The organism is Synergistales bacterium, assembly GCA_021736445.1.
Classification (GTDB): domain Bacteria; phylum Synergistota; class Synergistia; order Synergistales; family Aminiphilaceae; genus JAIPGA01.
In genome coordinates this window covers 33,848-58,691 of sequence record JAIPGA010000002.1, presented here as the reverse complement: position 1 = coordinate 58,691, position 24,844 = coordinate 33,848, and the positions used below count along the sequence as shown (strand labels likewise).

Sequence of the window (24,844 nt, the reverse complement as noted above, 5' to 3'; positions counted from 1 at the left end):
AACCGTAACAGAGCCATTAGGATAGTGCTGTACCATACACTGAGGAGGTGTGTTGTATGAAGGTAGTACGGATAGCAATAGCATTGATGTTCGCGGTCACGGTATGTGCGGGCGCGGTTTCCGCAGCGGAAACGGTCAAGGTTGGGGTTCTGGCTCCCCTCACCGGATTCGCCGCAGCGGACGGAAGAAGTGTCGAGAATTCGGTCAAGCTTGCCAAAGAGCGGATCAACGAACAGGGAGGCGTTCTGGGGAAGGATGTCGAGCTGGTCATCTACGATGATCGAGCGGACACCAAGGAAGCGGTAGCCCTCTCCAGGAAGCTGATCCAGCAGGATCAGGTGGTGGCCGCTGTAGGTGGGTCCTACAGTATGCCCAGCAGAGCAGCGGCCCAGATCTTCAATGCCGCGCAGATACCCTTTGTGGCCGCCTATGCGGTGCACCCCGACATCACCAAAGCCGGAGAATTCTGCTTCCGTAACGGGTTTCTCGGCACCGTGGAGGGGAAGGCCGCAGCCTACGTCACCGACACGATGCTGGAAGCGAAAACCGTGGCGATGCTGCACGCCGACAACGATTTCGGCCATGCCCTGGCTGAAGGGTTCCGGGTCTACGCCAAGGAGCACGGGATCGAGATCCTCTACGACAAGGCCTACCCCTTCCAGGAAAAGGACTACAGCCCCTATCTCTCCAGGATCAAGGAGCTCGAGCCCGATGTCATCGTGGGCTCCGGATACTATTTCCAGGCCGGACCGATGATCAAGCAGGCCCGCAACATGGGTATCGACGCCCCCTTCATCGGCGACGAAGGCGCCGATTCCCCGAAGTTCTTCGAGATCGCCGGCGACGCGGCGGAGGGATTCATTATCGTCACCAACTTCAACCGCGGTTCCGAGCGGGACATCGTGAAAAGCTACCTCAGCGAATACAGAAGCCGCTTTGACATGGAACCGGATATGGTCGGCGCCTCCGCCTACGATGCACTGCTGATCATCACCGAAAGCATCAACAAAGCCGGCACAACAGACCCGGTGGAGGTCCAGCAGGCCATGGAGAATCTGGAGGACTTCGCAGGGCTGACCGGTATCATCAAGGGATTCACGGAAATCGGCGAAGTGGTGAAACCGGTACAGGTGCAGATCGCCAAGGACGGCCGGTACCAGTACTACGGCGTGGTAGAGGAGAAGTCCCTGATCACACCGTAACACCCACAGATCTCCCGGGAGGGGTGTGCCGCCGGCATATCCCTCTTTTCTATTGTGTCCACACTGTCACCAGTTGCAGGCGAAGGAGAGAAGATCCATGAAAAAACTGTTCTATAATGCCCGAATCCACACCCCCGAGGATCCGGGGCACGCCCCTTCAGGCAGCGCCCAGAAGAACATCAGGCAATACCCAAAGGGTGCACTGCTTGTACATAATGGAGTCATTTCACAGATCGGCAACGAAGAGGAGCTCCGAAAGGAGATCGTCCGGAACGAGACAATCATCGATCAGGAGATCGACTGTTCGGGACGCTGTCTGATCCCCGGCTTTGTCGATCCCCATACGCACATGTGTTTTGCCAGGCGCCGGGAAGAGGAGTTCGCCCGGCGGCTCGGCGGTGCCTCCTACCTCGAGATCCTCGAAAAGGGCGGCGGCATCCTTTCCTCCGTCCGGTCGGTGCAAGAGGCGACGGACCGGGAGCTCATCGACAACACCGTCAGCCATGCTCTCTCCGCGCTCTCCTATGGCACCACAACAGTGGAGATGAAAAGCGGCTACGGGCTGGATGCCGATCAGGAGCTCCGGATGCTTGCGGTCATCAGTCAGGTGGCAAAGACCACCCCTCTGACTGTGGTTCCCACATTCATGGGCGCCCACGCCATCCCGCAGGAAGACAAAGAGAATCCGGACCGGTTCGTGGACAGGGTAGTGCGGGAGATGCTCCCCCAGGTAGCATCGCAAGGGATCGCCCGTTTCTGTGATGTCTTCTGCGAACAGGGGGTCTTTTCCATAGAGCAGAGCCGACGGGTTCTTGCAGCGGCCCGGGAACACGGTCTGGGACTGAAGATCCACGCCGACGAGGTCCATGATCTCGGTGGCGCCGGGCTCGCGGCGGAGATGGAAGCGACCTCCGCCGAGCATCTCCTGGCGGCCGGCGAAGAGAACCTCCGACAGATGGCCGCCAAGGGTGTGATCGGGGTGATCCTCCCGGCTACGGCATACAGTCTCAAGAAGCCCTACGCCCCGGTGCGGAAGATGATCGAGATGGATGTCCCGGTCGCCCTGGCCACAGACTGCAACCCGGGATCCAGCTACACGGAATCCATGCCCTTTATCTTTGGGCTTGCCGTAATGAACATGGATATGGATGTGGAGGAAGCACTGACTGCAGCGACACTCAATGCCGCCTATGCAATCGGAGAGGAACGCCGAAGCGGAAGCCTCGATGCGGGGAAAAATGCCGATTTCCTGCTTCTCGACGGAGCAACCCCGGCGATTCTTGCCTATCACGCCGGTGTCCCCTCGGTGCAGGCGGTCTACAAACTGGGCGAAAGGGTCGTCTAGGTCCCATCTCTGGGAAAAGAAGACTCCCCTGAGACGATTCACCCCGGGCTACGCAGCCCGGGGTCCGAAGAGAGGTTCCCATGACAGAACATCCACAGGATCGCGAGGCTCCTCAGTGAACAGGATAGGCCGTTCGGTGCTGTTCGGCTTGTTCGCAGCGTTCTTCTTCTGGATCAGTGGCTGTGGGGTCGGAGGCGTGACAACGCAGCAAAGCCCCACAGCCACAGCTGCGGAGAAGTATGCTGTCTGTGTTGCTTCCCCGTGGCTTGCCACGATGTGTTCCTTCCTCGGCGGGGTCTATATCGACACCCTGCCGCTCCGTATCGTGAACGCCAGCGGGGACATTGTGGCGAACCCCCAGGTCGATCCCGGCACGGTACGCTGCGATCTCGCGCTTGCGCTGGACAGAGAGGAACTGAAAGGGTTGGAGAAATCCCTCGGTGCGGGGAAACCCGGCCGAACCGAGGTGCTCTTTGAAGAAATGCCCTACATGAAAGGGAAAGAAGGGGTTGCCTACTACTTCGATCCCGCCTCGATGCCCTTCGTCGGTCAACGTCTTCTTGGGGCTCTTGCGTCATCCATCCCCGACAGGTACAGCTATTTCCAGCGACGTCTCGCCGAGTTCCAGTCCCGCATCCTGGGAACCGTCAATGTGGGGCGACGACTGATCGGGGCGGTCCCTCTTTTCGATGTGACCTGCTACTATCGATACTGGCTTCAGGCGGCAGCGGAGCGATACAGTGGCCCGCCCTGGAAACTGGTGGAAGCCTGGGGACGGGGGGAACAGCAGGTCTATCTGGACAAGGCCCTTGAGACCTGCCGCAAAAAGGAATGGATCGTCCTGTATAGTGTCGCCACCCCAGCCCCCCTGCGGGAGCGTCTTCAGACCCTCCCCTATGCCATGGAGCTGCCGCCTCCCCGAATCGAGAACGATGAGGGGCTCTTTCTCTTCTTTTACGACATCTATCTCTCTATCTGGAATTTCCGGAAGCACGGCGATGCGACACTCCTGGAACTGCCGACGATTGAGGAGGAGCCATGATGGTCACGTTCCGCTCTGGATTGCAGGGGCCTCCCTGATCTGAAAGACCTCCTCGGAGCGGAGGACAAGGGTTTCGCCGTTACGGTCGACAAGCAACGAGCCGTCGGGCCCGATACCCGCACCCCAGGCTTCAAAGGTCTCCGAAGCCGAACGGACCCGCAATCGCTGCCCAACGGAGCAGCAGTGCCTGGCGAAGGTCTCGAGCAGCTGTTCTCTTCCTCCCTCCTGCTGCTGCCGTTCCAGATATTGCAACAGGGAACAGAGCAGATGCACGACAATCCGTTCCCTGCAAAGGGAGGCAGTGTTCAATTCGTCCAGTGAGGCCGCCGGCAGGGCCCCCTGTTTTGGGATTCCTTCAAAGACCGCGAGGGGCCCCGTGTTCACACCGATACCAAGCAGCAGATATTGCACGGTGGACCCTGCAGTGCGGGCCTCACTCAGGATGCCGCAGAGCTTCCTTCCGTTGTAGAGCACATCGTTGGGCCACTTCAACGCAAGGGAGATCCCGCTTTCCTCCTGCAGCGACTCCCGTACGGCGAGACCGGCCGCAAGGTTCAGCAGTGGCATCAGGGCCCCGGAATCCCCCTGTCTGAGGACCACCGTGAGATAGAGGCCACCCCTCCGAGGGGAACACCAGCGGTTCCCGCGCCGGCCACGCCCCTCCGTCTGCTCTCCAGCTACGACAATCGTACCGTGCGGCGCCCCTCTGTCGGCAAGCCTCCTTGCCATCCGCTGGGTGGACGTGAGGCAATCCCAGTACAAAACCGGGGCCGAGTACCCTTTATGGAGCAGCTGGAGGGCGATCCAGCTTGGTGCAAGCGGTTCGAAAGGCTTCTCATGGACAGGGATCATCCGAACCCGCCCACCCTCCAACTGCACGAGGCCCTCTTCAGCCAGCTGCCGAAGCGACGGCACAACGACCCCACGCATCAGGCCCTCTCCTACCGCAGCGACAGGGAGGATCTCCGTTCTGCGGTCCGCCCCCAGCAAGGAGAGACGCTCCAGGACGGTGCATTTTAATGAGGATGAACCAACCACATGGGACATATGCGGCCCTCCCGTTTCTGTAGCGCTGCTTGCATGATAGAATGCATTTGTTCAGAAGACAACCCACTGATATCTTGCACTATGGAGGAGAGAGGACAATGGAACCTACAGCACAACTGAACGAATTGGAAGAACTGCGCTCGCTGGCAAACGAGCTGCAGGACAGTCTTTGACCTGCCTGCACTGGAACAGAAATCGAAAGAACTCCTAGAACTCACCGGGCAACCGGACTTCTGGTCACGCAAGGATGCGCAGGAGCTCACCAGACAGCTCTCCGCCATCGACGAAAAGAGGCAGACCTGGCAGCAAATCCGCGACGAACTGGAGGAGCTGGAAACAATCATCGAAATGCTCCAGGAGAACGAGGACCGGGAGCTCGAAGGGGAATTCGCCGAACGAGCGGCCCGGTTACGCAAAATGATAGACGAAAAACAGTTCGTCCTTCTCATGAACGATGAATACGATAACCATAATGCTATCCTCACAATACATCCAGGTGCCGGGGGGCTGGATTCCCAGGACTGGGCGGAGATGCTCCACCGTCTCTATCTCCGCTGGATGGAGAACAGCGGCTTTACCGCACGCATCCTCGAATTGGCACAGGATGAAGAAGCGGGTATCAAAAGCGCCACAACCCTGGTCCAGGGGGACTATGCCTACGGTTATCTGAAGGCGGAGCGAGGCATCCATCGTCTGGTCCGCATCTCTCCTTTCGATACAGCGAAGCGGAGACACACCAGCTTCGCTTCGGTGGAGGTAACCCCTGAGATCCCCGAGAACGAAGAGGTCGACATCAAACAGGAAGACCTGCGGATCGACACCTTCCGGGCGAGCGGAGCCGGGGGGCAGTACGTCAACATGACAGATTCCGCCGTCCGCATCACCCATCTTCCTACAGGCATGGTGGTCAGCTGCCAGAACGAGCGATCGCAACACATGAACCGCCAGATGGCGATGCAGGTCCTCCGCTCCAGGCTTTTCGAAAAGGCGAGAGAAGAACGCCAGGAACACATCGATACCCTCAAAGGGGAAATGAAGGAGATCGGGTGGGGCAATCAGATCCGCTCCTACGTTCTCCACCCGTACACCCTTGTGAAAGACCACAGAACAGGCATGGAAAAGGGGAATGTCCAAGCGGTGCTGGACGGAGACATCCAGCCGTTTATTATGGCCTTTCTTCGAGGAGAGGGGTCTGCCTGACCCGTCGGTGTATCCGTGATCGGTACGGACAACCCCCCGGAGATGGAGGAGGAACAATCGATGGCACGACACAAGCAGATCCTATGGGCCGCACTTGCTGCAATGATCCTGAGTACACTCTGGCAGGGCTATTCATTCGCCGCCCCTTCTTCATTTCCGATCAACCACGACATACTGCCTCTTGACAAAATAGAGCGAGGCATGGAGGGCAACGCCAGGACAGTATTCCAGGGGAACACCGTGGAATCCTTCCCCGTCACAGTCCTCAGTGTGCTGGAGCGCAAGAAGGCGCCGCACCACCTCATCCTGATCCGTGCTTCCGGTCCGCGGATCGAGAAGGCAGGAGGCATCGCCTCAGGGATGAGCGGAACACCGGTCTATATTCGGGGAAAACTGATCGGAGCCATTGGATACGGCTGGAACTTCAGCGACCACAAACTCGGGCTCGTGACCCCGATCAGCGAAATGTTCAATGTCTGGGAGGAACACGACAGAGAGTGGACCCTCCCCACCGTTACGATTACCGGGGATAGCGTTTCCGGGGATAGCGATCCATCGGAGACGGAGGCTGTATCAAAGGATGTCTCTATCGAACTGGAACCCCTGACCGAATCGATTGTGGTCTCGGGAGTCAGCCGCAGAGCCGCCCGGGCCCTTGAGGAGGCTCTGGGCGTAGAGGTCGTCGATACCGGAGGAAGCGGATTCGGCGAGGTGCCCTACCGCTATGATACGGCTCTCCAACCCGGGGCCGCCATCAGCTCGCTTCTCGCCTGGGGCGATGTCTCCATAGGGGCAACGGGCACCGTCACCTGCAGCAGCGAGAACGGACGCTTCCTCGCCTTTGCGCATCCGTTTCTGAATAGAGGGGCTGTCTCCTTTCCGGCGGCATCCGCCTGGGTGCATCATATTGTTCCCAGCATCAAAAGCCCCTTCAAACTAGGGACACCGCAGCAAGTCATCGGTTGCGTCACCCAGGACCGTTCCCAGGGGATCGGAGGCCGTTTCGGCTTCTTTCCCCCCGCCATCGATGTCAGTCTGTCCTTTGAAAACATGGACACGGGAACGACGAGTACCCGGAGGTTCCACCTCGCCCAGGCGCCGTTCATGCTCGAACAGCTCCTTCCCCGTGTGGTGCTGGGGCTGGTTGACAGAGAGTGGGGCCGTATCGGAGAGGGGACAGCCTTTGTCACCACCACCATTGAAGGCGGGGGGATGCCCGAGGGATGGACCTGGGAAAATGCCTTTTTTTCCAGCGAAGATGTGGTAAAGAAAGCCTTCGAAGAGACAAAAAACATTGCTGCGGTCTTTGCCGTTAACGAATTCCAGCGCATCTTTCCTTTGGGCATCCACATCGACGTCCGGATCACGCGCAGACCCCAGGTGCTGTTTGTCGAGGGAATAGAGGTATCACCGGACCGGGCGCCGCCCGGGACATCGCTCGACATCGGGGTGACATTGCGTCCCTATCGTGAGGAAACGGAGACCCACCACGTTACCCTTCAGGTGCCTGAGAATGCAGAGGGTGTCTGTGAGGTGCTGGTGCGCGGAGGAGGGATCGCCGAACCGGAGCAGAAGTCCCTGCAACAGGGATGGCGGGCCATCCAGAGTCTCAAGCAGTTTCGAGAGGAGCTGAGCGCCCGGGAAGCCAACAGTCAGCTGATTGTGGAGCTTCTCTGCAACGGGAAGCAGCCCGAAAAGGATGGGCCACCCGGTCCCCCGGAACAGCTGCTGAGCGAAATCAAGCAAAAAAGGAAGGAAGCCGGGATGCTCAAGGAATTCGGAACCGGATATTATGTTGAAGGGTTGCTCCGGGCCCTGGTGCACGTCCGCGGCAGGCAGTAACACCCGGCACACAGAGGAGAGTATCCATGCGCCTTGTCTGGTTCCTCGGGAAAATCACCATTGCGCTCAGCGAACGGCTGGGGCGTTTCGCCCTTTTCGGGGTGAAGCTGTTCCGTGCCGTTTTTTCGGGCGCATGGTGCCGGGCCAACCTCTTCGAACAGATGGAGAAAATCGGTACGGGATCGCTCTTTATGGTCCTCATCACCAGCGTCTTTGCCGGCATGGTGATGGCGGTACAGACCTTCGACCAGTTTGTCCGATTCGGTGCAACAGGCTATATTGGTGGTGTCATAGCGCTTACCATGACGCGGGAGCTTTCACCGGTCTTGACGGGACTCGTCGTTACGGGGAGAGTGGGGTCGGCGATGGCCGCCGAAATCGGCACCATGAAGGTATCAGAGCAGCTGGAGGCCCTCCGGGCTTTCGGGATCAGCGAGGTAGGATTCGTAGGCGGCCCCCGGTTGCTGGCATGCACGGTGATGCTGCCGGTATTGATCATTTTTTCCATTGCGATCAGCATCCTCGGAGGGTTTGTCTACGTGGCGAGCCAGGGTGTGCCGATGCAGCTGTTCAAACGCTCCGTCATCGAACTGGTGACGGTCAAGGATCTGCTGGGCGGACTGACCAAGGGGCTGACCTTCGGCATGATCATGGCCGTGGTCTCCTGTTCCGAGGGATTCAACGCAAAACAGGGGGCCAAGGGTGTGGGCAGAGCGACCACCAGCGCCGTCATCTGGAGCAATATGCTTATACTGATAACAAACTTCTTTCTTTCTTTTATATTTTTTGGAGGGCTCCAGCGAGGGAATATGTGATGTCTGAGGAGGCGCTTTTTCTCAACAACACGAGTCTCACCTTTGGGCACAACCTGATACTGCGCAAGGTCAGCCTCTGCATCTTCAGGGGGGAAATCGTTTCACTGATGGGACCCTCCGGGTGCGGCAAAACGACCCTGCTCCGAGTGGTGGCCGGCCTTGCGGAGGCAAAGGAAGGCGAAGGACGGCTTTTCGGGCAAACCGTGTTCCGGAACACCACCCTCCACTACACCAGGGATATCAGAAACAGGATCGGGATCGTATTCCAGGGAGGGGCACTCTTCGACTCCCTTTCGGTGGAGCAGAATGTGGCCTTCCCACTGCGGCACTGTTTCCACCAGCACTGGAAGGAGCAGGAGATCGCAGAACGAGTGCGTATCATGCTGGAACAGGTCGGCCTGGCCGGCACAGGGGAGCGGCTCCCGGAGGAGCTTTCAGGCGGTATGCGCAAGAGGGTGGCTCTGGCACGATCTCTTGTCCATCGTCCCGACTTTCTCCTGCTCGATGAACCCACAACGGGCCTGGATCCCGTAACCGCACGCCAGGTGGATGCGCTCATTGTGAAACTGGCTGAGACCTACGGAACCACCGTCCTCTCTGTAACCCATGATGTGGTCTCCGCTCTCGGCATCTCCGACCGGATGCTTCTCATGGCAGAAGGACGTATGCTCTGGGAAGGAACGGGTGAGGAATGGGAGCTTTCGTCGAACAGGCATGTACGTTCATTCAAAAGGGGCGTGGAGCCTGTGGTGGGAGGCGATCCCCTTGAGTCGTGAACTCCGCGTCGGCTTTGTCATCCTCGCCGCTCTCTGTGTATTGGGGGGGACCCTTCTCTTTGTGTCCAGCGATATCTTCCCCTGGAAGGGATACCGAATCACCGCAAGCTTCCCGGAGATCCGGGGGCTCACCAAGGGCGCCCGCGTGTATGTCTCAGGCGTCACCAGCGGGATCGTCGAGCAGATCGAGCTGACTCCGGATTCGGTGCATCTCCTGATTCGTCTGCAATCCCACATCCGTATCCCTGTGGACAGCCGTTTCGTGATTGGTTCCGAGGGGCTGCTGGGGGAACCGATTATCCGTGTTATACGCGGGAAAAGCGAACGGATGCTCAACAGTGGCGAGCAGGTTTCCGGAGAGATCGTCCCTTCACTGGATACTGTGATTGCGGAGCTGCGCAGCAACCTCGATCAGATCCATCGAACATTCGGCTACGTCAACGACATCCTTGGACCACCGGAACGCAGGGAAGAACTTGGCATGGCTCTGGAGCGTATCCCCCAGCTTTTCCGTAAGGGGGAAGACACCATAGAGGAGATAGAGATGACGGCCCAGGAGCTGCGGGAGCTTGTGGCTCAAGGCAAAGAGCGGATTACCGGTGTCTCCGAACGGATGGAACGCACCCTGGAAACAGGCGATGCCATTCTCAGGGAGAATCGCGATAGAGTGCAGGAGTCCATGCAGACGCTCAACGATATCTTGAACCGCATCGACACCTTCCTCGCAGCCTTTGACGAAGATCAGCTGGCCGGAGAGGATCTGCGGAGCACCGTAGTGGAAATCGGGCAGGCGGCTGAGGAGATCAAGCGACTCACGGCCACCGCAGACCAGGAACTCTTCCAGAGCGGCGACAATGGTCTGCCGGCAACGGTCCGGAAAATCCAGACGTTGACAGAACGGGCCGACGCGGTCTACCGTCAGGTATCGGATATAAAGATTGAAGGAGAACTGAACGCCACAGCCCCCTTGGCTGACAGGTCCGACAAGGAGCTGCTGCTGGACAGCTCGTTCTGGATAACGCCTTCCGGAGGGCGGAAGGGGGTACGGCTTGCCTTCCGAGGGGTCCCCACTGCAAATCGTGTTACCCTGGCACCCGGCATCTCGACAGCCTGGGGCCGCGTATGGGGAGGAATCGTCATGGGCCGTACGGGGATAGGTGTGCAACTGGGGAAAGCGAACAATCCCTTCCGGCTCACCACATCCTGGTGGGACGAGCAGGGCGGAGCCTGGTACACACAGGGGAACATCGCCTTGAACAAGCGGATGGGCCTCTTCTTTCGATACGGCGAAACCGGCGCTACACCTCAGCGTTCCGTCGGATTGAGTTACACCTTTTGATAGCTGGGATGGGACGGATCAGACCATTGCTGATAACCTTTGAAGGTATCGACGGCTCCGGGAAAACCACCGTGGCACGTGCGACACAGGAGCGGATGCGTACCGTCTTTCCGGAACTGGAGGTTCTCCGCACACGAGAACCAGGAGGATGGGACAATGGCGGGGCCATGGTTCGAAGGCTGCTTCTGCAGCATGACCCTCTGCAGAGCGCTACAGAGCTCTTCCTGTTTCTGGCGGACAGGACCGAACATGTCCATCGTGTCATCAAACCGGCTCTGAAGAGGAAGGCCCTGGTCCTGTGTGAACGATACAGCGACTCCACAAGGGCCTATCAGATCTGGGGACGCGGCTGCCCCCGGTCCTTCCTGGAGCAGGCCTACGACACCGCAGCCTTTCCCATACCGGATGTCACCTTTTTGCTTGATATCCCGCTGGAGTGTGCAATCGAACGGATACGCAAACGGGGGAGCCCTGACCGGATGGAACAGGAAAGAGCGTTCCTTGACCGTGTCCGGCAGGGATATCAAAGCCTAGCCAGGGAGTACCCGGAGCGGATTGTCGTTCTTGATGGAACCCAGCCGACACCAACGACAGTCGGTGTCGTCGAAGAGAGGCTCGTTTCGCTCACTGCAGAGGACGCGAAAGGATTGCCATGAGAGTCACGAAAAAACAGAGTGAACAAGCCGCACGAAAACAGAGCATTTTTTCGGGGCATAAAACAAGCGGTAAGGCGGCACCGCAGAAGCAACCTGGTTTTGAGGCCTCTTTGGAAGGACAAGAGGTACAGCTTCTGCTGAGCGAGATGGATGAGATCGCCGAACAGCTCTTCCGTTTCCCCTCGCGGAAGCTTCTACAGCACTACCGGCTTCTCACCGGCAAGATCATGTACCTGGCAGAGCAGAAATACCATATCAACAGAAAGTTCAACTGGAAGCGCGGCGGGAACACCGTTATGGTTACCATAGAAAAAACAGAGTCCCTTCTCGACGAGCTCGAGGTCATCCTGACTCGCGAAGGAGAACGGACACGGCTGTACGAGGTTCTGGAGGAAATCAAAGGATGCGTGATCTCCCTTTTTCTTTAGAGGAGCACAACAGCTGGAAAGAGATGCGCACCATGGCGGCACAGGGGAGGCTTCCGCAATCCCTGGGAGTGCTTACTGTGGAAAGCTGCTTCGTCCCCCTGGCCGAACGATTCGGGCAGATCTACCTGTCCGGACGACAGGATGCCGCCACACAAGAGGACAGCGAAGCGAACCATCCAGACCTCCTGTTCGCCGCCGAACCCGGGAAGCCACCAGGCATCCGCCAGTGCCGTCAACTGGCGGCCGAGCTCACCCTCCAGCCCGTTGCCACCTCCTGCAGGGTAGGTGTTATCTTCCACGCCGACCGGCTTTCTCCGGCTGCGGCCAACAGCCTTCTCAAGCTGCTTGAAGAACCCCCTCCCAAGGCCCGTCTGCTTCTTTTCATGGAGACAGAAGCAACGCTACCGACGATCATCAGTCGCCTGTGGACTCTGCGCATCAAGCCGGAGATACACCGAAACCGTTCATCGCTTCCTCAAAACGATCATGAGTGGGTTGAGTGGTTTCGGGGAATGGCGCAGAGCACCAAAGAGGATGCAAGGCTTTCTACTGAACTGGACGGCCTTGTGACGGCCTCCATCGCCTGCCGACGCTATGAGACCGCACGGCGCCTCGAGACGCTGCGGCGCCTCGCGGAGAACGGCAGGCTTTCGCAATCCATGCTTATGGATCTGGCCTGTCTTGCTGTCAAGGAGGAATACCCTATTGAACACGTATTTGACAATTTTTGGTAAACCCCGCTATATGGGGGTACTCGAAACAGAGGAAACCACATTCCAGCGGGGCATATGGATACTTGCCAAGACCTCACGCGGCGAAGAACTGGCCCTTGTGGCCGGTCCTCTCAACAATGAACAGATAGAAAAATACAAAAAAAAGAACAAAGAAGAACAAAAAAACGGATCATCCCGCGGCAACGATCCTCAATTGCAAGATGTAGAGTTTGTACGCCTGGCCGACGAGCATGACTTGGACATCCGCAGCTCTACCGCCGCCGAGGAAGACGAAGCCCTGTTGAAGGCCCGGGAGATTCTCCGTTCTCACAACCTGGACATGAAACTGGTGGACGTAGAGTTCCTCTTTCACAAGAAAAAGATGTTTCTTTACTTCACCTCCGAACAACGGGTGGATTTCCGTTCCTACGTACGCGATCTCGCAAGGGAATTCCGGACACGTATCGAATTGCGCCAGATTGGCGTACGGGACGAGGCGAAGGTCGGCGGCGGTCTCGGCCCCTGCGGAATGCCCTGCTGCTGCAGCTATTGGCTCAATCGCTTCTCACCCATTTGTATCCGAATGGTGAAAGAACAGAATCTTGCCTTAAATCCCACAAAGATTTCGGGCATATGCGGTCGGCTTATGTGCTGTATGGGATTCGAACACGACATGTACCATCGTCTCTGGGAGCAGCTTCCCAACCCGGGATCGAAAGTACGGGGACCGCAGAAAACCTATGTACTCGCCGGTGTGGACATCCATACACACACCGTCCGGATCGTCAGCAACGAAGGGAAACACCTCGAGCTCCCCATCACCTCCTTCGAGGAGTTCAGGGAGGCCGTGAAAAACGGTACCGACGATGCCTTTCTGGACCGACTGGCCCCCGCCTCCCTCCCTTCGTCATCGGAACGGAACGTGGAGCAGGCGATGCATCCATCGCCTTCGCCCCCGAGAGGAACAGCACAACAGAAGGAACAGGGCGGGAGAAAAGATTCGAAACGGAATCAGCGCGATTCCAGGAGTGCAAAGGATACAGGCGCCTCCTCAAAAGAATCGAAGAGCCAGGAGGAACAGCGGAACCAGACAAGCACAAAAAAGAAATCCAAAAAACGACGCCGTCGGCGCCCGAAAAAGAAGCAGGGGAGCGAGACAACCGGTGGCGCCGCCAACACACAAGAGAAGGCAAAACAGGGCAGCTCCAACAAGGACAATAAAGAGAAGAAGGATCAATCCCAGCAGAAAGGCTCCGCGAAAAACCAAAGCAATGCCCCATCGAAACGAAAAAAACGGCGTGGCAGCGGTTCTTCCCGGGGGGGCAGGACCAATCAGGCACCCCGGCAAAACACTGCTGATAAGACATCCTCTTCAGCAAGCCACGGAAAGGAATGAACGCACATGTCGCTGGTTCGCTCCCTGCAGGAGAAACTCAAAGGTGTGACAAGAAGCTGGAGCGGTGGCATCACCCGAATCTTCAGCGGCGGCCCCCTGGATGACACGTTTTGGGAGGAGCTGGAGGAGCAGCTGATCTCCGGCGATGTGGGTGTTGACCTCAGCGAGGAGCTTCTGGAAAGGCTGAACGAAACAGCAAACCGAAAAAGGATCAAGACCAGAGAAGAGCTCTATCAGGTATTTTCCGAGATGCTTGTAGACATGCTGACAGCCCTTGAGGTGCCTCCAGAACAAAGAATCACAGCCGATCCACCTTCAGCGGTCCTTCTCGTGGGCGTCAACGGCAGCGGGAAGACCACCACCGCAGGGAAGCTTGCGCAAAGGATGCAGAATAACGGCAAGAGCGCACTGCTTGCTGCAGGAGACACCTACCGGGCTGCAGCCATTGAACAGCTGCAGCTCTGGGGCAAACGGGCGAATGTCAGGGTCGTTTCGCAAGCCCCGGGAAGCGACGCCGCTGCGGTACTCTACGATGCGCTGCACGCTGCAATCTCGACGCAGACCGATTGTGTCCTGGCAGATACGGCGGGAAGACTGCACACACGACACAACCTTATGCAGGAACTCCACAAGGTGTACCGTGTTGCGTGCAGGGAGGTCGGAGAGGATGCGGTGGAGGTGTGGCTCGTTCTGGATACCGTTATGGGCCAGAACGGGCTCCAGCAGGCAAAACGTTTCAACGAAACACTCCCGATCTCCGGTCTGGTATTGACAAAATACGACAACACGGCAAAGGGGGGCATCCTCCTCGCCATTGCGCAAGAGCTCCATCTCCCCGTTCAGTATATCGGCATCGGAGAACAGGTCGACGACCTGCAGCCCTTTGTGGCGAGGCCCTTTGTAGAAGCATTACTCGGGAGGGAAACAGCGCATGGAGAAACAGCAGAGAACTAGTACCCTGAACCTCGATTCGTCTTTGCAGGAAGCACTCCGGCAGATGTTTCTACATAAAGCGGAAGCTGTTTTCTTTCATTCAGAAGGTCTCTTTGTCTGCAAAGAACACCTGATCGCCATGCTTGAAAAGGGATGGGGCTCCCTGACACTGCGCAATCTGCCGCGACAGTACCGTTCCCTCTATGACATCGGCAACGGCGCCGTCGCCCCTCCCTCCGGAACCGTCATCAGCCTCCATGAATACGGAAGCACCATCGGAACGGGTGAAAAAAGCCTCCGGGAAGCCGTCGAACCACCCCCCTGGTGGCAGGTCCCGCTCCCCCTGCTCAGCCTCCGCGGAGAATCGGTGTCGCTGAATCGGGAAGCCGCCCGCATCACCGGAGAGATATCGATGACCGTCCGGCAGATTCGGAATGCCCTGAAAACACACAATGGCTGCCTCACACTCGCCACAGGCAAGCATCCTCAGATGTTTCTGCTCACGGAACTGGAGCGGGATATCTATCTCCTTGAAGATGTCAGTCAGGAGGCTACCGTTGCCGAAGATGTGCTCGCATGGGCGGCAATCGGCAAAGGACTGCGGAAATTCCTCCTCGACCACGGCTTTGAGCTTTCCTTTACCGCAGAGGGGGATCATGCCGCAGCATCTCAGCCGGAACGGGGAGACACAACTCTTGTCTGCTGCTGGGAGGAGACGCCGGTGGGCAGGATCACCTTGAACTATCCCGAATCGTGGGAAACAGAACAGGACAGCGATGATCCCTGTTAAACTCTTCGTGGCCACACTCACCCCAAGCGAACCCTGGTGGCAGTGGGCTTTGGAGAGAATGCGCGAACGCTGGGGGCCACCGGAACAGATCAGCGAGGCCTATTCGTTCCAGTGGACCCGCTACTACGACGCTATCGGTACCGAACTGACCAGGCGCCTTCTTTCTTTCCAGGGCCTCTGGGACGGTGAACAGCTTGCCCAATGGAAAACCACCGCCGTCGCCATCGAGGAGGAAAGCGGCGCAACACAGCGGAGGGTCAACATCGACCCCGGTTTTATCGATGGAGCCCGCCTTATACTTGCCTCCACAAAGGACAGAGCGCAACGTATTCCGATAGGTAACGGGCTGTTTGCAGAGGTGACGCTGCGGTACCGCTCGGGGAAGTGGGCGCCCTTTGACTACACCTTCCCGGATTTCGCCTCCGGGATCTACGCACCCTTTCTTTCCGAGATACGCGCAAGGTGGGTACGCAAACACCGGCAAAACGGAGGTCATGCACCGTGATAGAACGTTACGAGACAGAAGCGATGGCGGCAATATGGTCCGAAACGCAGAAATACATGTCCTGGCTCGACGTAGAGCTGGCAGCCTGTGAAGCATGGAATGAGGAAGGGGTCCTCCCCGATGAGACCCTTTCGGTGATCAAGGAACGGGCGGGGTTTACCGTTGAACGGATCAGGGAAATCGAAGAGAACACCCATCACGATGTGATCGCCTTCGTTTCCTGTGTTGCCGAGACAATCGGTCCCGAAGGCCGCTATATCCACCTGGGGCTGACCAGCAGCGACATTCTGGATACCGCCAGCTCCCTGCGTATCAATACGTCGATGGAGATCCTCCTCGGCTCCCTGGCTGCGCTGAAAAAAAGCCTTCTGCACCAGGCGCAAAGATACCGTTATACCCCCTGCGTAGGAAGAACCCACGGCATCCACGCCGAACCGATGACCTTCGGCTTGAAACTGCTGAACTGGTACGACCAGCTACATCGTGACACACGACGACTGGAAGACGCTAAAGAGGCATGTCGAATCGGCAAGATATCCGGTGCCGTGGGGACCTACGCCCACTGCCCTCCCTCTGTCGAAAAGCGGGTATGCCAATTGCTGGGACTGCGTCCCGCCAGGATCTCCACCCAGGTGATCCCAAGGGATATCCATGCTCAGCTCGTAACGGCGCTCTCTCTTTTCGGAGCGGGGATAGAGCGCATTGCCACAGAGATACGGCACCTCCAGCGGACGGAAGTACTGGAAGCCCTGGAGCCCTTCGGCAACAAACAGAAAGGATCTTCGGCCATGCCTCACAAGAAAAACCCGATCATTGCCGAACGCCTCTGTGGGATGGCCCGACTGCTCCGCGGCTATACGGTGACAGCAACAGAAAACATCGCTCTCTGGCACGAGCGGGATATCAGCCACTCATCGGCGGAGCGCATCATATGGCCCGATGCCTTTCATCTTGCCCATTACATGATAGAAAAAACGCACGCCCTGACAGCGGACCTCACCGTCAACGAGGATGCCATGCTCGCCAATCTCGATCTCACAAAGGGACTGGTGTACAGCCAGAGAGTGCTCCTGGCACTTGTGGAGGATGCGGGTATGCCCCGCGATGACGCCTACAGGGCGGTCCAGAGTGCGGCCATGCGATGCTGGAACGGCAACGGGACATTCCAGCAGATGCTCGAGCAGGAGGAAACGGTCCAGAGGGCCCTTTCCACAGAGACTCTGCAGTCCCTGTTCCACCCCGATTACTATTTTCGTTTTGTAGACGAAATATTCTCCCGATTCGATGAGGAGTAATGGTGTTAAGATGTGGGCAGAGATGTGTCGCAGCAGGTGCGTTGCATAGAATAACCTAGGAGGTGCAGTGCATGAATGTCCCTGACAGAAACATGGCTCTCGAGTTGGTGCGTTCCACCGAGGCAGCGGCGATGGCAGGCGGACGCTGGTTGGGAAGAGGCAACAAAAACGGCGCCGATGGGGCCGCCGTCAACGCAATGCGCTATCTTCTCAATACGGTCTGTATGGACGGTCTGGTGGTTATCGGTGAAGGGGAGAAAGACCAGGCCCCGATGCTGTACAACGGAGAACACCTTGGGTCCGGGGATCCTCCCCAGGTGGACATCGCTGTCGACCCGATCGACGGCACCACACTCACTGCCAAGGGGCGCCTGAACGCCATCTCCGTGGTTGCCGTTGCAGAACGAGACAGCATGTATAACCCTCACCATATCTTCTATATGAACAAGATTGCCAGCGGCCCGGAAGCAGCCCCGTTTATCGACATCAATGCACCTGTATCGGAAAACATCCGTCGCGTAGCCAAGGCTAAAGGTCTGGCCACCGATGATGTGACCGTTGTCGTCCTCGACAGACCGCGCCACGACGATCTCGTTTCCCAAATCCGTCAAACCGGCGCACGGATCCGGCTGATACCGGACGGCGACGTAGGTGGGGCCCTCATGACCTGCCGTGCCGAAAGCGGCATCGACCTGCTGATGGGGATCGGAGGATCGCCTGAAGCGGTGATCTCCGCCTGCGCCCTCAAATGCGTCGGCGGAGGGTTTCAGTGCAAGCTGTGGCCACGGAACGACGAAGAACGCAACAAGTGTACGGAGCAGGGCATGGACCTGGAACAGGTGCTGGAAATCAACGATCTGGTGGGCGGGGACAATGTCTTCTTCTCCGCCACCGGCGTGAGCGATGGAGAGCTTCTCAAGGGCGTCAGGTATTCCGGCGACAAGATCACCACGCAATCAATGGTGATGCGTTCGAAGAGCGGAACCATCCGGTACGTGGAAGGGGTACACAGCCTCAAAAAGCTCCAGAACCTGAGCACTAACGTCGATTACGGCCGGCGTCCATAGTCCTTAGACGGAGGTGAAACCGCATAACCGAGGCCCGGGGAGCAGGAGGACGGCCGTCCCCCCCGGGACCTCGGTTACGCGTAGGCCCCCTTCTTTTCCAGATACCTTGCGCCGATGACCGCCTGCCCGACAGCGACACATTCGTCGTTCGGAGGCAATCGCTTGTGGAGGAGCGGAGTCCATCCCTTCTCGCGTATGCCCTCCGCTACCTCGTCCGAAAGCAGACGATTCTGCCATACCCCCCCTGAAAGCACCACCGTCGACAGGCCGCAACGACAGTGGAGCAGTGCAACCGCCTGGACCAGAGCCGCCGCCAGACCCCGGTGGAACGCCGCTGCACTGCGGGAAAGGGTGTCGTTCCTATGGCTCACAAGCCAACGGACAGCTGGTTTCCAGTCCAGGGAAATCAGTCCTTCGCTGTCGTGGTATACCAGAAATGGCATGATGGCATCACAGGATTCATCAACAGCCCCTTCAAGGAGCATCGGGGCCTCCCCGTCGAAACTGACCGTTGCGCAGCATCCAAGAAGCGCCGCCACACCGTCAAAGAGTCTCCCACAGGAGGTGGTGACCGGAAACAGATGGTAGGCGTCAAACAGCTGTTCGACGGTCTCGGTCCTCTGGGGCCACAATTCCTTCGCTATGCTGCGGGCTCCATCCCACCCCAGGGCTTCAACGAGCAGGGAAAGCGCCGATCTCCAGGGTTCCGCAACGGCTCTGTCGCCGCCCACAAGGCGAAAGGGCGCGAGATGCCCCTCCCGCCTGTAGCCATCGACATCTCCTACCAGCAATTCGCCCCCCCAAATGGTGCCGTCCGCGCCGTAACCTGTCCCATCCAGGATCAGTCCGATCGCCGGCCCATCCTTCTCGTGTTCGGCAAGACAGGCGGCAAGGTGGGCGTGATGGTGCTGAACCGCCAGTTCCTCCAGCCGGCCTTCTGTCTCCTCCCTGGCTGTGGCCGTGGAAAGAAACTGGGGGTGCATATCGCACACCAGAAAGGCGGGATCGATACGAAACAGGAACCGGTAGTGCCGAAGCGCCTCCTTGTACAGCCCCACCGTCGCGATATCCTTGAGGTCACCGAGATACTGGCTGGGGAAGATACACCGCCCCTGGGTCAGCGCAAAGGTTGATTTCATCTCGGCACCGGCAGCCAGCAGCTCCGGCAGCTCCTGCGGTACAAAGAGAGGAGACGGAACAAACCCGCGGGCGCGGCGCACCATGATCGGCCCTTCCGAAGCGTCGATCGCAACCGAGTCGTCAATGCGGCGAAAGATCGGCCGGTTATGCCGAAGGAAGGCATCGGCGATCCCTCCAAGCTTCTCCAGTGCCTCCCGATCATCTGCAATCAGGGGTTCGTCGCTCAGGTTGGCGCTGGTCATGACCAGGACCTCGAAGTGTTCCATCAAAAGCCAGTGCAGCGGGGTATAGGGCAGCATGACACCGATGCTGTTCTGACCGGGGGCTACCGAGGGGGCAAGACAGGGTCTCCTGGTCTTGCCGATACAGATAGGTGCTCGGGGTGATTGGAGAAAATCCATGGATTCCTCCGAAAGAACGAGCAGCCGCTCCGCCTGCTCCCGGTCTGCCACCATTACAGCAAAGGGCTTCATGGGCCTCATCTTGCGTTCCCGCAGACGCGAAACAGACGTTTCGTTGAAGGCATCACAGGCCAGATGATATCCCCCGAGCCCTTTGATGGCCACGATCTCTCCTCCCTGCAGGGATTCCACCGCTTTCTGAAGGGCCTCCTCGCCGTACCAGGAGGCATCAGCGCTCTCCCGTGCCGTAATGAATTCCAATTGTGGACCGCACAGGGGACAGGCAATGGGCTGTGCGTGGTACCGTCTGTCAAAGGGATCTTCATATTCCTTTTGACAAGCGTCACACATCGCAAAGGAATGCATCGTCGTGAAGGGACGATCGTAGGGCAGCCGCTCGATAATGGAGTATCTTGGACCACAGTTTGTACAATTGGTGAAGGGATAGCGGTAGCGTCGTTCCCCGGGGGTTCGCACCTCTTCGAGGCACTCCGGACAGGTCGCCACATCAGGGGGGATCAGCACACGCTGTCTACGCTGCGTGAGGCTTTTTTCTATCGTAAACGAGCCGGAGGGAGCCCTGACCTGCCCCACAGACTCCACCTGGATATCACTCACCACAGCAAGTGGGGGATGTTCCCTGGAGAGAAGCTCCATATAGGATTCGATAAGGTGAGCAGGCCCCTCCAGCGTGATGCGCACTCCTTCGGAGGTATTCTGTACAGAACCGCTCAGATCGAGTCGTTTGGCAAGCCGGGCACAGAAGGGGCGAAATCCTACGCCCTGAACGATACCGGTGACAAGAAGCTTGAATTGTGAAACCATAGAGACCTCCCATGGCCCTTGGGGGGCGGAATAGTAGACACCGATTCGGCGAGGAGGAAAAGAGATGCATCTGCACGAACAGGGTATCGTACATGTCTATACGGGAAATGGCAAGGGAAAAACGACGGCGGCGCTTGGAATGGTCCTCCGAACCGCGGGACACGGCGGCAGCTCTGCAGTCATCCAATTCTGCAAAGGCTGGGAACACTATGGCGAGATCAAGACGGTTTCCTCCCTTCCACAGGTGACCTTCCTGCAAACCGGGACCCCCGATTTCGTCGATCCCCGACAGCCCTATCCCATTGATTTCGAGGAAGCACAACGAGGACTCCAAAGCGCCCGCAGCATCCTCAATGACGGCGAGATCGACCTGCTGGTGCTCGACGAGATCAACATCGCCATTGCCTTCGGTCTGCTTGCCTGGAATGACGTCAAGCAGCTGCTCCAGAACCGCCCCCCTTACATTGAGGTGGTCATGACGGGACGCAACGCCCCCGAAGCCGTGATCTCCTTCGCCGACCTGGTGACGGAATTCCGGGAGATACGACACCCCTTCCAGCAAGGATTCCAGCCGCAACGGGGTCGGGAGTACTGATGCCGCAACCGACCATCCTTATTGGTATCAGCGGAGGCCTGGACAGCGCGGTCTCGGCTCTTCTCCTGCAGCGACGGGGCTTTGCCGTCACGGCGCTGATGCTTGCGATGCATGGCGGCAAGAAGGAGAAAGAGAGCTACCACAGGGCCCGGTCGGTATGTACGCAGCTCGGCATCCCTCTCTGGTATCATGATATTCGAGACAAATTTCACACCAGGATAAAACAGTACAGTCAACAGGAACTTCTCATGGGACGCACGCCAAACCCCTGCATTCGCTGTAACGAAACAATCAAATTCCGAAGGCTTCTGTCGTTCGCAAGGTACCGCGGCATCGGCACAATAGCTACCGGGCACTACGCGTGCACCGGCCGACAGCAGGGCAGGGCAGGGCTGTGGAAGGCAGCCGACAGAAGAAAAGACCAAAGCTATGTTCTCTACCGTCTCGGCCCCTTCGTTCTGACACGTGCCATCCTCCCCCTCTGCCGGTACACGAAAGAGGAGGTGGAACAGCTGGGGAAGGAATCCTTCCCCGGCCTCTTCGAGGGGATACCCTCCTCGCAGGACCTCTGTTTCTCCCGGCACATCCATGGCACTGCCGGCAGTGGAGACTTTCGCGACAAGCAAGGGAGGTTGCTCGGTAGACACGGCGGGTTTTTTCAGTTTACCATAGGCCAACGGAAAGGCCTGGGGCTTCCAGACGGTCCGTGGTACGTCACCGACATCCATCCCGCCACAAATACGGTGGTAGTCGGATCACGGGAGGAGGTCTCGGCACATCGCATCCTGTGCAGGGATGCCGTGGTGTACGGCACAAACCACCTTGAGGGAGCCGAGCTCTCGGCGCTGATCCGGTACAGGGCACGGCCCGTAACCGTACGGATAGAAGAGCTCCACCGGGAGGACCGCCGTTTTACCGTCCATGCCGATGAGCCCTTTACGGCGCCCACACCGGGACAGTCGCTTGTTCTGTACGATGGTACAATGGTTGTCGGCGGTGGGATCATCGCAAACACAGAGAGGAGAATGTCTGCTGATGACAGCACAGAATACGAAGGAACTCCAGATTGAGCAGCTCCGACGGATAACGGAGCCATCCATACTCGGTTTTGAAACGACAGAGGAATGCTGCGCTCTCGAAGGACTGATCGGACAGGAACGAGCCAACCGTTCCATGAAATTCGGTCTCGGTGTACGGAGCCGCGGATACAACATCTTTGTCGTCGGCAACCCGGGTAGCGGGCGCACCACCTACACCCTCCAGCAGCTGCACAGGGAAGCGGAACAGCAAGAAGCCCCGGATGACTGGATCTATGTCTACAATTTTAACGACCCAAGCCGCCCACTGGCTATCAATCTCCCGGCCGGCAACGGGGAAAAACTCTCCGAAAAACTCGCCGAGTTGGTAGAGGACCTGAAGATCATCCTGAATAAAGCCTTTGAGGACAGCAATTACGAGGATCAGAAAGCGCAAATGGTGAAGGAATTTCAGGAAAAGGTCAACGAATTGATGGAACAGATCAGGGCGGAAGCCGCGGAAAAGGGATTCGCAGTCAAACGCACTCCCCAGGGTTTTGTCAACATCCCCATGAAAGAAGAGGAAAACGAAGAGGGGGAAATCGAAAAGCGGGAGATGCAGCAGGAGGAATTCGAGCAACTGGATGAAGAGCAGCAGAAGCAGATGAAAGACCGGTCGGAACAGATTTCCCAGCAAACATTGGCTGTACTGCGCAAAATCCGTTCGCTGGAAAAAGAGCTGAAGGACCAAATCAAGGAGCTGGAGGCCGAAATCAGCCGTAACGCCATCACCCCTGCCCTGGATGAGCTGCGCGGCAGCTTTGGCGAAGGAGACAAGCTCAGTGAATGGATCAACTCGTTGACAGAGGACATCATCGCCAACGCCAACATGTTCGTCGCCGCCGCCAGGGACGAAAACGCCGAAATCGACTTTTCCCGCTATAACGTCAATATATTTGTCAGTAACGACCCGGAAGATGGGGCTCCGGTCATCTTTGAAACCAACCCCAACTATTACAACACAGTGGGGAAAGTGGAGTACGAAAGCAAACAGGGCTATCTCTCTACGGATTTCCAGAAGATCCAGGCCGGCGCGATGCACAAAGCCAACGGCGGATACCTGCTCTTACAGGCCGAGGATCTGTTCAGGCAATTCATGTCCTGGGAAGCGATCAAAAGAGTGCTGAAAACAGGCGAGATAGCCATTGAAAACCTGGGTGAGCAACTGGGGTTGGTCCCCGTCTCCTCACTGCGCCCGGAACCGGTTCCCATTAAGCTCAAAGTGGTGATCATCGGCACACGCTGGATCTACTATCTTCTCCATATGTACGACCACGAATTCCCCAAGTTCTTCAAGATCAAGGCCGACTTCGACGTGGATATGCGACGCGACGCAGATTCCGAGCGGGATCTTGGCAAGTTCGTCGCCGGTTTCACACAGAAAGAAAGCCTCCTGCCCTTCTCCAGCGGAGCGGTGGCGGAAATCATCGAATGGTCCTCCCGACTCTCCGGTAACAGAAACAAGATGTCGACACAATTCAACAAGATCTCGGAGATTCTGGTAGAAGCCTCCTCCTGGGCACGGATGGACGATCTCCAGACGGTTTCGAGAGAAAGCATCCGCAAGGCTATCGACGAGAAACAGTACCGCACAAACCTGATCGAAGAACGCATCCAGGACCTCTTTGCCGAGGGGACACTGCACATCGCCACCAGAGGCCGGGAGATTGGCCAGGTGAATGGCTTGACTGTGCTGGATACCAGGGATCACGTCTTCGGCAAACCGGTACGGATCACCGCCAATGTATTCATGGGTCGGGAAGGGGTGGTCAATCTCGAGCGGGAGGTGAAGATGACAGGTCCGATCCACAATAAAGGCCTCCTCACCCTGGAAAGCTACCTGGGCCGAACCTACGCCAAGGATCTCCCGCTTTCGCTTTCCGCCAAGATCGCCTTCGAGCAAACCTACGAAGAGATTGAAGGAGACAGCGCCTCTTCCACCGAGCTCTACTGTCTTCTTTCGGCTCTGGCGGAACGCCCTCTCCGACAGGATATCGCCGTCACGGGTTCCGTCGATCAATTCGGCAATATCCAGCCCATCGGGGGCGTGAACGAGAAGATCGAAGGGTACTTCAAATACTGCAAGCTCGCCGGCCTCACCGGCGATCAGGGTGTTCTGGTGCCCTCGGCGAATATGGTCAATCTCATGCTGCACCACGAGGTCCTGGACGCCGTCCGCGAAGGGACCTTCCATATCTGGGCGATCGATACGATTGAAGAGGGGATAGCACTCCTTACCGGGATCCCGGCTGTATCGGCCGAGGAAGGAGAGGAGAGTATCCGGGGACTTGTGGCCGCAAAGCTGTGGTACTGGGTGAAACGCAACGCAGAGATCAAGAAACAGTTCGAGGGTAACGGCGAACAGAACAACGAGGCAACGCCTGAACCGAAGGACAAGTAAGGGACAGGATCAGAT

The 24,844-nt window shown here is 57.8% G+C and carries 23 protein-coding genes; 21 read left to right on the top strand and 2 right to left on the bottom strand.

Annotated features, from left to right (window positions below):
- The first annotated feature begins 56 nt into the window (after positions 1–56).
- From K9L28_00755 to K9L28_00745, 3 genes are all read left to right on the top strand, one after another.
- Positions 57–1,202, top strand: a complete 1,146-nt coding sequence (locus K9L28_00755) for an ABC transporter substrate-binding protein (protein ID MCF7934863.1) — start codon at positions 57–59, stop codon at positions 1,200–1,202.
- Between the two features lie 97 nt (positions 1,203–1,299).
- On the top strand, positions 1,300–2,547 hold the full coding sequence (hutI, locus tag K9L28_00750) for an imidazolonepropionase (protein MCF7934862.1): 1,248 nt from the start codon (positions 1,300–1,302) through the stop codon (positions 2,545–2,547).
- Positions 2,548–2,743: 196 nt separating this feature from the next.
- Positions 2,744–3,589, top strand: a complete 846-nt coding sequence (locus K9L28_00745) for a hypothetical protein (protein ID MCF7934861.1) — start codon at positions 2,744–2,746, stop codon at positions 3,587–3,589.
- 3 nt (positions 3,590–3,592) lie between these two features.
- Here the strand turns inward: K9L28_00745 and K9L28_00740 are convergent, their stop codons facing one another.
- On the bottom strand, positions 3,593–4,318 hold the full coding sequence (locus K9L28_00740) for a biotin--[acetyl-CoA-carboxylase] ligase (GenBank protein ID MCF7934860.1): 726 nt from the start codon (positions 4,316–4,318) through the stop codon (positions 3,593–3,595).
- A 54-nt stretch (positions 4,319–4,372) separates the two neighbouring features.
- Here K9L28_00740 and K9L28_00735 point away from each other — a divergent pair, with 54 nt between their 5' ends.
- The 15 genes from K9L28_00735 to glpX all read left to right on the top strand — a co-directional run bounded on the left by K9L28_00735 (position 4,373) and on the right by glpX (position 18,391).
- The gene (locus K9L28_00735; protein ID MCF7934859.1) at positions 4,373–4,609 is read left to right on the top strand and encodes a hypothetical protein; all 237 of its coding nucleotides are present in this window, start codon (positions 4,373–4,375) and stop codon (positions 4,607–4,609) included.
- A gap of 125 nt (positions 4,610–4,734) precedes the next feature.
- Positions 4,735–5,836 (top strand): peptide chain release factor 2 gene (gene prfB, locus K9L28_00730; protein MCF7934858.1). Its coding sequence is split into 2 segments (ribosomal slippage): positions 4,735–4,806 and positions 4,808–5,836, totalling 1,101 coding nucleotides; the frame shifts between segments, so codons are not numbered across the junction.
- Between the two features lie 60 nt (positions 5,837–5,896).
- Positions 5,897–7,678 carry a peptidase S55 gene (locus tag K9L28_00725; protein ID MCF7934857.1) on the top strand — a complete coding sequence of 594 codons (1,782 nt, stop codon included), beginning with the start codon at positions 5,897–5,899 and terminating at the stop codon, positions 7,676–7,678.
- 26 nt (positions 7,679–7,704) lie between these two features.
- Entirely contained in the window at positions 7,705–8,493 is a 789-nt protein-coding gene (locus K9L28_00720; protein ID MCF7934856.1) for an ABC transporter permease, read from the top strand.
- Positions 8,493–9,269 carry an ATP-binding cassette domain-containing protein gene (locus K9L28_00715; GenBank protein ID MCF7934855.1) on the top strand — a complete coding sequence of 259 codons (777 nt, stop codon included), beginning with the start codon at positions 8,493–8,495 and terminating at the stop codon, positions 9,267–9,269. The genes K9L28_00720 and K9L28_00715 overlap by 1 nt, the downstream gene beginning before the upstream one ends.
- On the top strand, positions 9,259–10,608 hold the full coding sequence (locus tag K9L28_00710; protein MCF7934854.1) for an MlaD family protein: 1,350 nt from the start codon (positions 9,259–9,261) through the stop codon (positions 10,606–10,608). Before K9L28_00715 ends, K9L28_00710 begins: the two co-directional genes overlap by 11 nt.
- A gap of 8 nt (positions 10,609–10,616) precedes the next feature.
- Positions 10,617–11,264 carry a dTMP kinase gene (tmk, locus tag K9L28_00705; protein MCF7934853.1) on the top strand — a complete coding sequence of 216 codons (648 nt, stop codon included), beginning with the start codon at positions 10,617–10,619 and terminating at the stop codon, positions 11,262–11,264.
- Positions 11,261–11,692 (top strand): DUF327 family protein, encoded by a 432-nt coding sequence (locus K9L28_00700; GenBank protein ID MCF7934852.1) that lies wholly within the window; start codon positions 11,261–11,263, stop codon positions 11,690–11,692. Before tmk ends, K9L28_00700 begins: the two co-directional genes overlap by 4 nt.
- Positions 11,668–12,426 carry a hypothetical protein gene (locus K9L28_00695; GenBank protein MCF7934851.1) on the top strand — a complete coding sequence of 253 codons (759 nt, stop codon included), beginning with the start codon at positions 11,668–11,670 and terminating at the stop codon, positions 12,424–12,426. The genes K9L28_00700 and K9L28_00695 overlap by 25 nt, the downstream gene beginning before the upstream one ends.
- Before the next feature lie 10 nt (positions 12,427–12,436).
- Positions 12,437–13,801, top strand: coding sequence for a hypothetical protein (locus tag K9L28_00690; protein MCF7934850.1), 1,365 nt, complete (start codon positions 12,437–12,439; stop codon positions 13,799–13,801).
- A gap of 6 nt (positions 13,802–13,807) precedes the next feature.
- Positions 13,808–14,755: a signal recognition particle-docking protein FtsY gene (gene ftsY, locus K9L28_00685; protein MCF7934849.1), complete on the top strand. Its 948-nt coding sequence runs from the start codon at positions 13,808–13,810 to the stop codon at positions 14,753–14,755.
- Positions 14,733–15,524, top strand: coding sequence for a hypothetical protein (locus tag K9L28_00680; protein ID MCF7934848.1), 792 nt, complete (start codon positions 14,733–14,735; stop codon positions 15,522–15,524). Before ftsY ends, K9L28_00680 begins: the two co-directional genes overlap by 23 nt.
- On the top strand, positions 15,511–16,029 hold the full coding sequence (locus K9L28_00675; GenBank protein MCF7934847.1) for a DUF4416 family protein: 519 nt from the start codon (positions 15,511–15,513) through the stop codon (positions 16,027–16,029). Before K9L28_00680 ends, K9L28_00675 begins: the two co-directional genes overlap by 14 nt.
- Positions 16,026–17,324: an adenylosuccinate lyase gene (purB, locus tag K9L28_00670; protein ID MCF7934846.1), complete on the top strand. Its 1,299-nt coding sequence runs from the start codon at positions 16,026–16,028 to the stop codon at positions 17,322–17,324. Before K9L28_00675 ends, purB begins: the two co-directional genes overlap by 4 nt.
- A gap of 71 nt (positions 17,325–17,395) precedes the next feature.
- Positions 17,396–18,391, top strand: coding sequence for a class II fructose-bisphosphatase (glpX, locus tag K9L28_00665; protein MCF7934845.1), 996 nt, complete (start codon positions 17,396–17,398; stop codon positions 18,389–18,391).
- A 74-nt stretch (positions 18,392–18,465) separates the two neighbouring features.
- Here the strand turns inward: glpX and hypF are convergent, their stop codons facing one another.
- The gene (gene hypF / locus K9L28_00660) at positions 18,466–20,757 is read right to left on the bottom strand and encodes a carbamoyltransferase HypF (GenBank protein ID MCF7934844.1); all 2,292 of its coding nucleotides are present in this window, start codon (positions 20,755–20,757) and stop codon (positions 18,466–18,468) included.
- Positions 20,758–20,821: 64 nt separating this feature from the next.
- On the opposite strand from hypF, the gene K9L28_00655 reads away from it, so the two are divergent.
- The 3 genes from K9L28_00655 to K9L28_00645 are packed head-to-tail and all read left to right on the top strand — an operon-like array spanning position 20,822 to position 24,829.
- Positions 20,822–21,352: a cob(I)yrinic acid a,c-diamide adenosyltransferase gene (locus tag K9L28_00655; GenBank protein MCF7934843.1), complete on the top strand. Its 531-nt coding sequence runs from the start codon at positions 20,822–20,824 to the stop codon at positions 21,350–21,352.
- The gene (gene mnmA, locus K9L28_00650) at positions 21,352–22,422 is read left to right on the top strand and encodes a tRNA 2-thiouridine(34) synthase MnmA (protein ID MCF7934842.1); all 1,071 of its coding nucleotides are present in this window, start codon (positions 21,352–21,354) and stop codon (positions 22,420–22,422) included. The genes K9L28_00655 and mnmA overlap by 1 nt, the downstream gene beginning before the upstream one ends.
- Positions 22,388–24,829 carry an AAA family ATPase gene (locus K9L28_00645; GenBank protein ID MCF7934841.1) on the top strand — a complete coding sequence of 814 codons (2,442 nt, stop codon included), beginning with the start codon at positions 22,388–22,390 and terminating at the stop codon, positions 24,827–24,829. The genes mnmA and K9L28_00645 overlap by 35 nt, the downstream gene beginning before the upstream one ends.
- The last annotated feature ends 15 nt before the right edge of the window (positions 24,830–24,844 follow it).

Coding starts and splice junctions, on each gene's coding strand:
- K9L28_00755 (MCF7934863.1), top strand. CDS start 57: ATGAAGGTAGTACGGATAGCAATAGCATTGATGTTCGCGGTCACGGTA.
- hutI (MCF7934862.1), top strand. CDS start 1,300: ATGAAAAAACTGTTCTATAATGCCCGAATCCACACCCCCGAGGATCCG.
- K9L28_00740 (MCF7934860.1), bottom strand. CDS start 4,318: ATGGCAAGGAGGCTTGCCGACAGAGGGGCGCCGCACGGTACGATTGTC.
- K9L28_00735 (MCF7934859.1), top strand. CDS start 4,373: ATGGAGCAGCTGGAGGGCGATCCAGCTTGGTGCAAGCGGTTCGAAAGG.
- K9L28_00725 (MCF7934857.1), top strand. CDS start 5,897: ATGGCACGACACAAGCAGATCCTATGGGCCGCACTTGCTGCAATGATC.
- K9L28_00720 (MCF7934856.1), top strand. CDS start 7,705: ATGCGCCTTGTCTGGTTCCTCGGGAAAATCACCATTGCGCTCAGCGAA.
- K9L28_00715 (MCF7934855.1), top strand. CDS start 8,493: ATGTCTGAGGAGGCGCTTTTTCTCAACAACACGAGTCTCACCTTTGGG.
- tmk (MCF7934853.1), top strand. CDS start 10,617: ATGGGACGGATCAGACCATTGCTGATAACCTTTGAAGGTATCGACGGC.
- K9L28_00700 (MCF7934852.1), top strand. CDS start 11,261: ATGAGAGTCACGAAAAAACAGAGTGAACAAGCCGCACGAAAACAGAGC.
- K9L28_00695 (MCF7934851.1), top strand. CDS start 11,668: ATGCGTGATCTCCCTTTTTCTTTAGAGGAGCACAACAGCTGGAAAGAG.
- K9L28_00690 (MCF7934850.1), top strand. CDS start 12,437: ATGGGGGTACTCGAAACAGAGGAAACCACATTCCAGCGGGGCATATGG.
- ftsY (MCF7934849.1), top strand. CDS start 13,808: ATGTCGCTGGTTCGCTCCCTGCAGGAGAAACTCAAAGGTGTGACAAGA.
- K9L28_00680 (MCF7934848.1), top strand. CDS start 14,733: ATGGAGAAACAGCAGAGAACTAGTACCCTGAACCTCGATTCGTCTTTG.
- K9L28_00675 (MCF7934847.1), top strand. CDS start 15,511: ATGATCCCTGTTAAACTCTTCGTGGCCACACTCACCCCAAGCGAACCC.
- glpX (MCF7934845.1), top strand. CDS start 17,396: ATGAATGTCCCTGACAGAAACATGGCTCTCGAGTTGGTGCGTTCCACC.
- hypF (MCF7934844.1), bottom strand. CDS start 20,757: ATGGTTTCACAATTCAAGCTTCTTGTCACCGGTATCGTTCAGGGCGTA.
- K9L28_00655 (MCF7934843.1), top strand. CDS start 20,822: ATGCATCTGCACGAACAGGGTATCGTACATGTCTATACGGGAAATGGC.
- mnmA (MCF7934842.1), top strand. CDS start 21,352: ATGCCGCAACCGACCATCCTTATTGGTATCAGCGGAGGCCTGGACAGC.
- K9L28_00645 (MCF7934841.1), top strand. CDS start 22,388: ATGACAGCACAGAATACGAAGGAACTCCAGATTGAGCAGCTCCGACGG.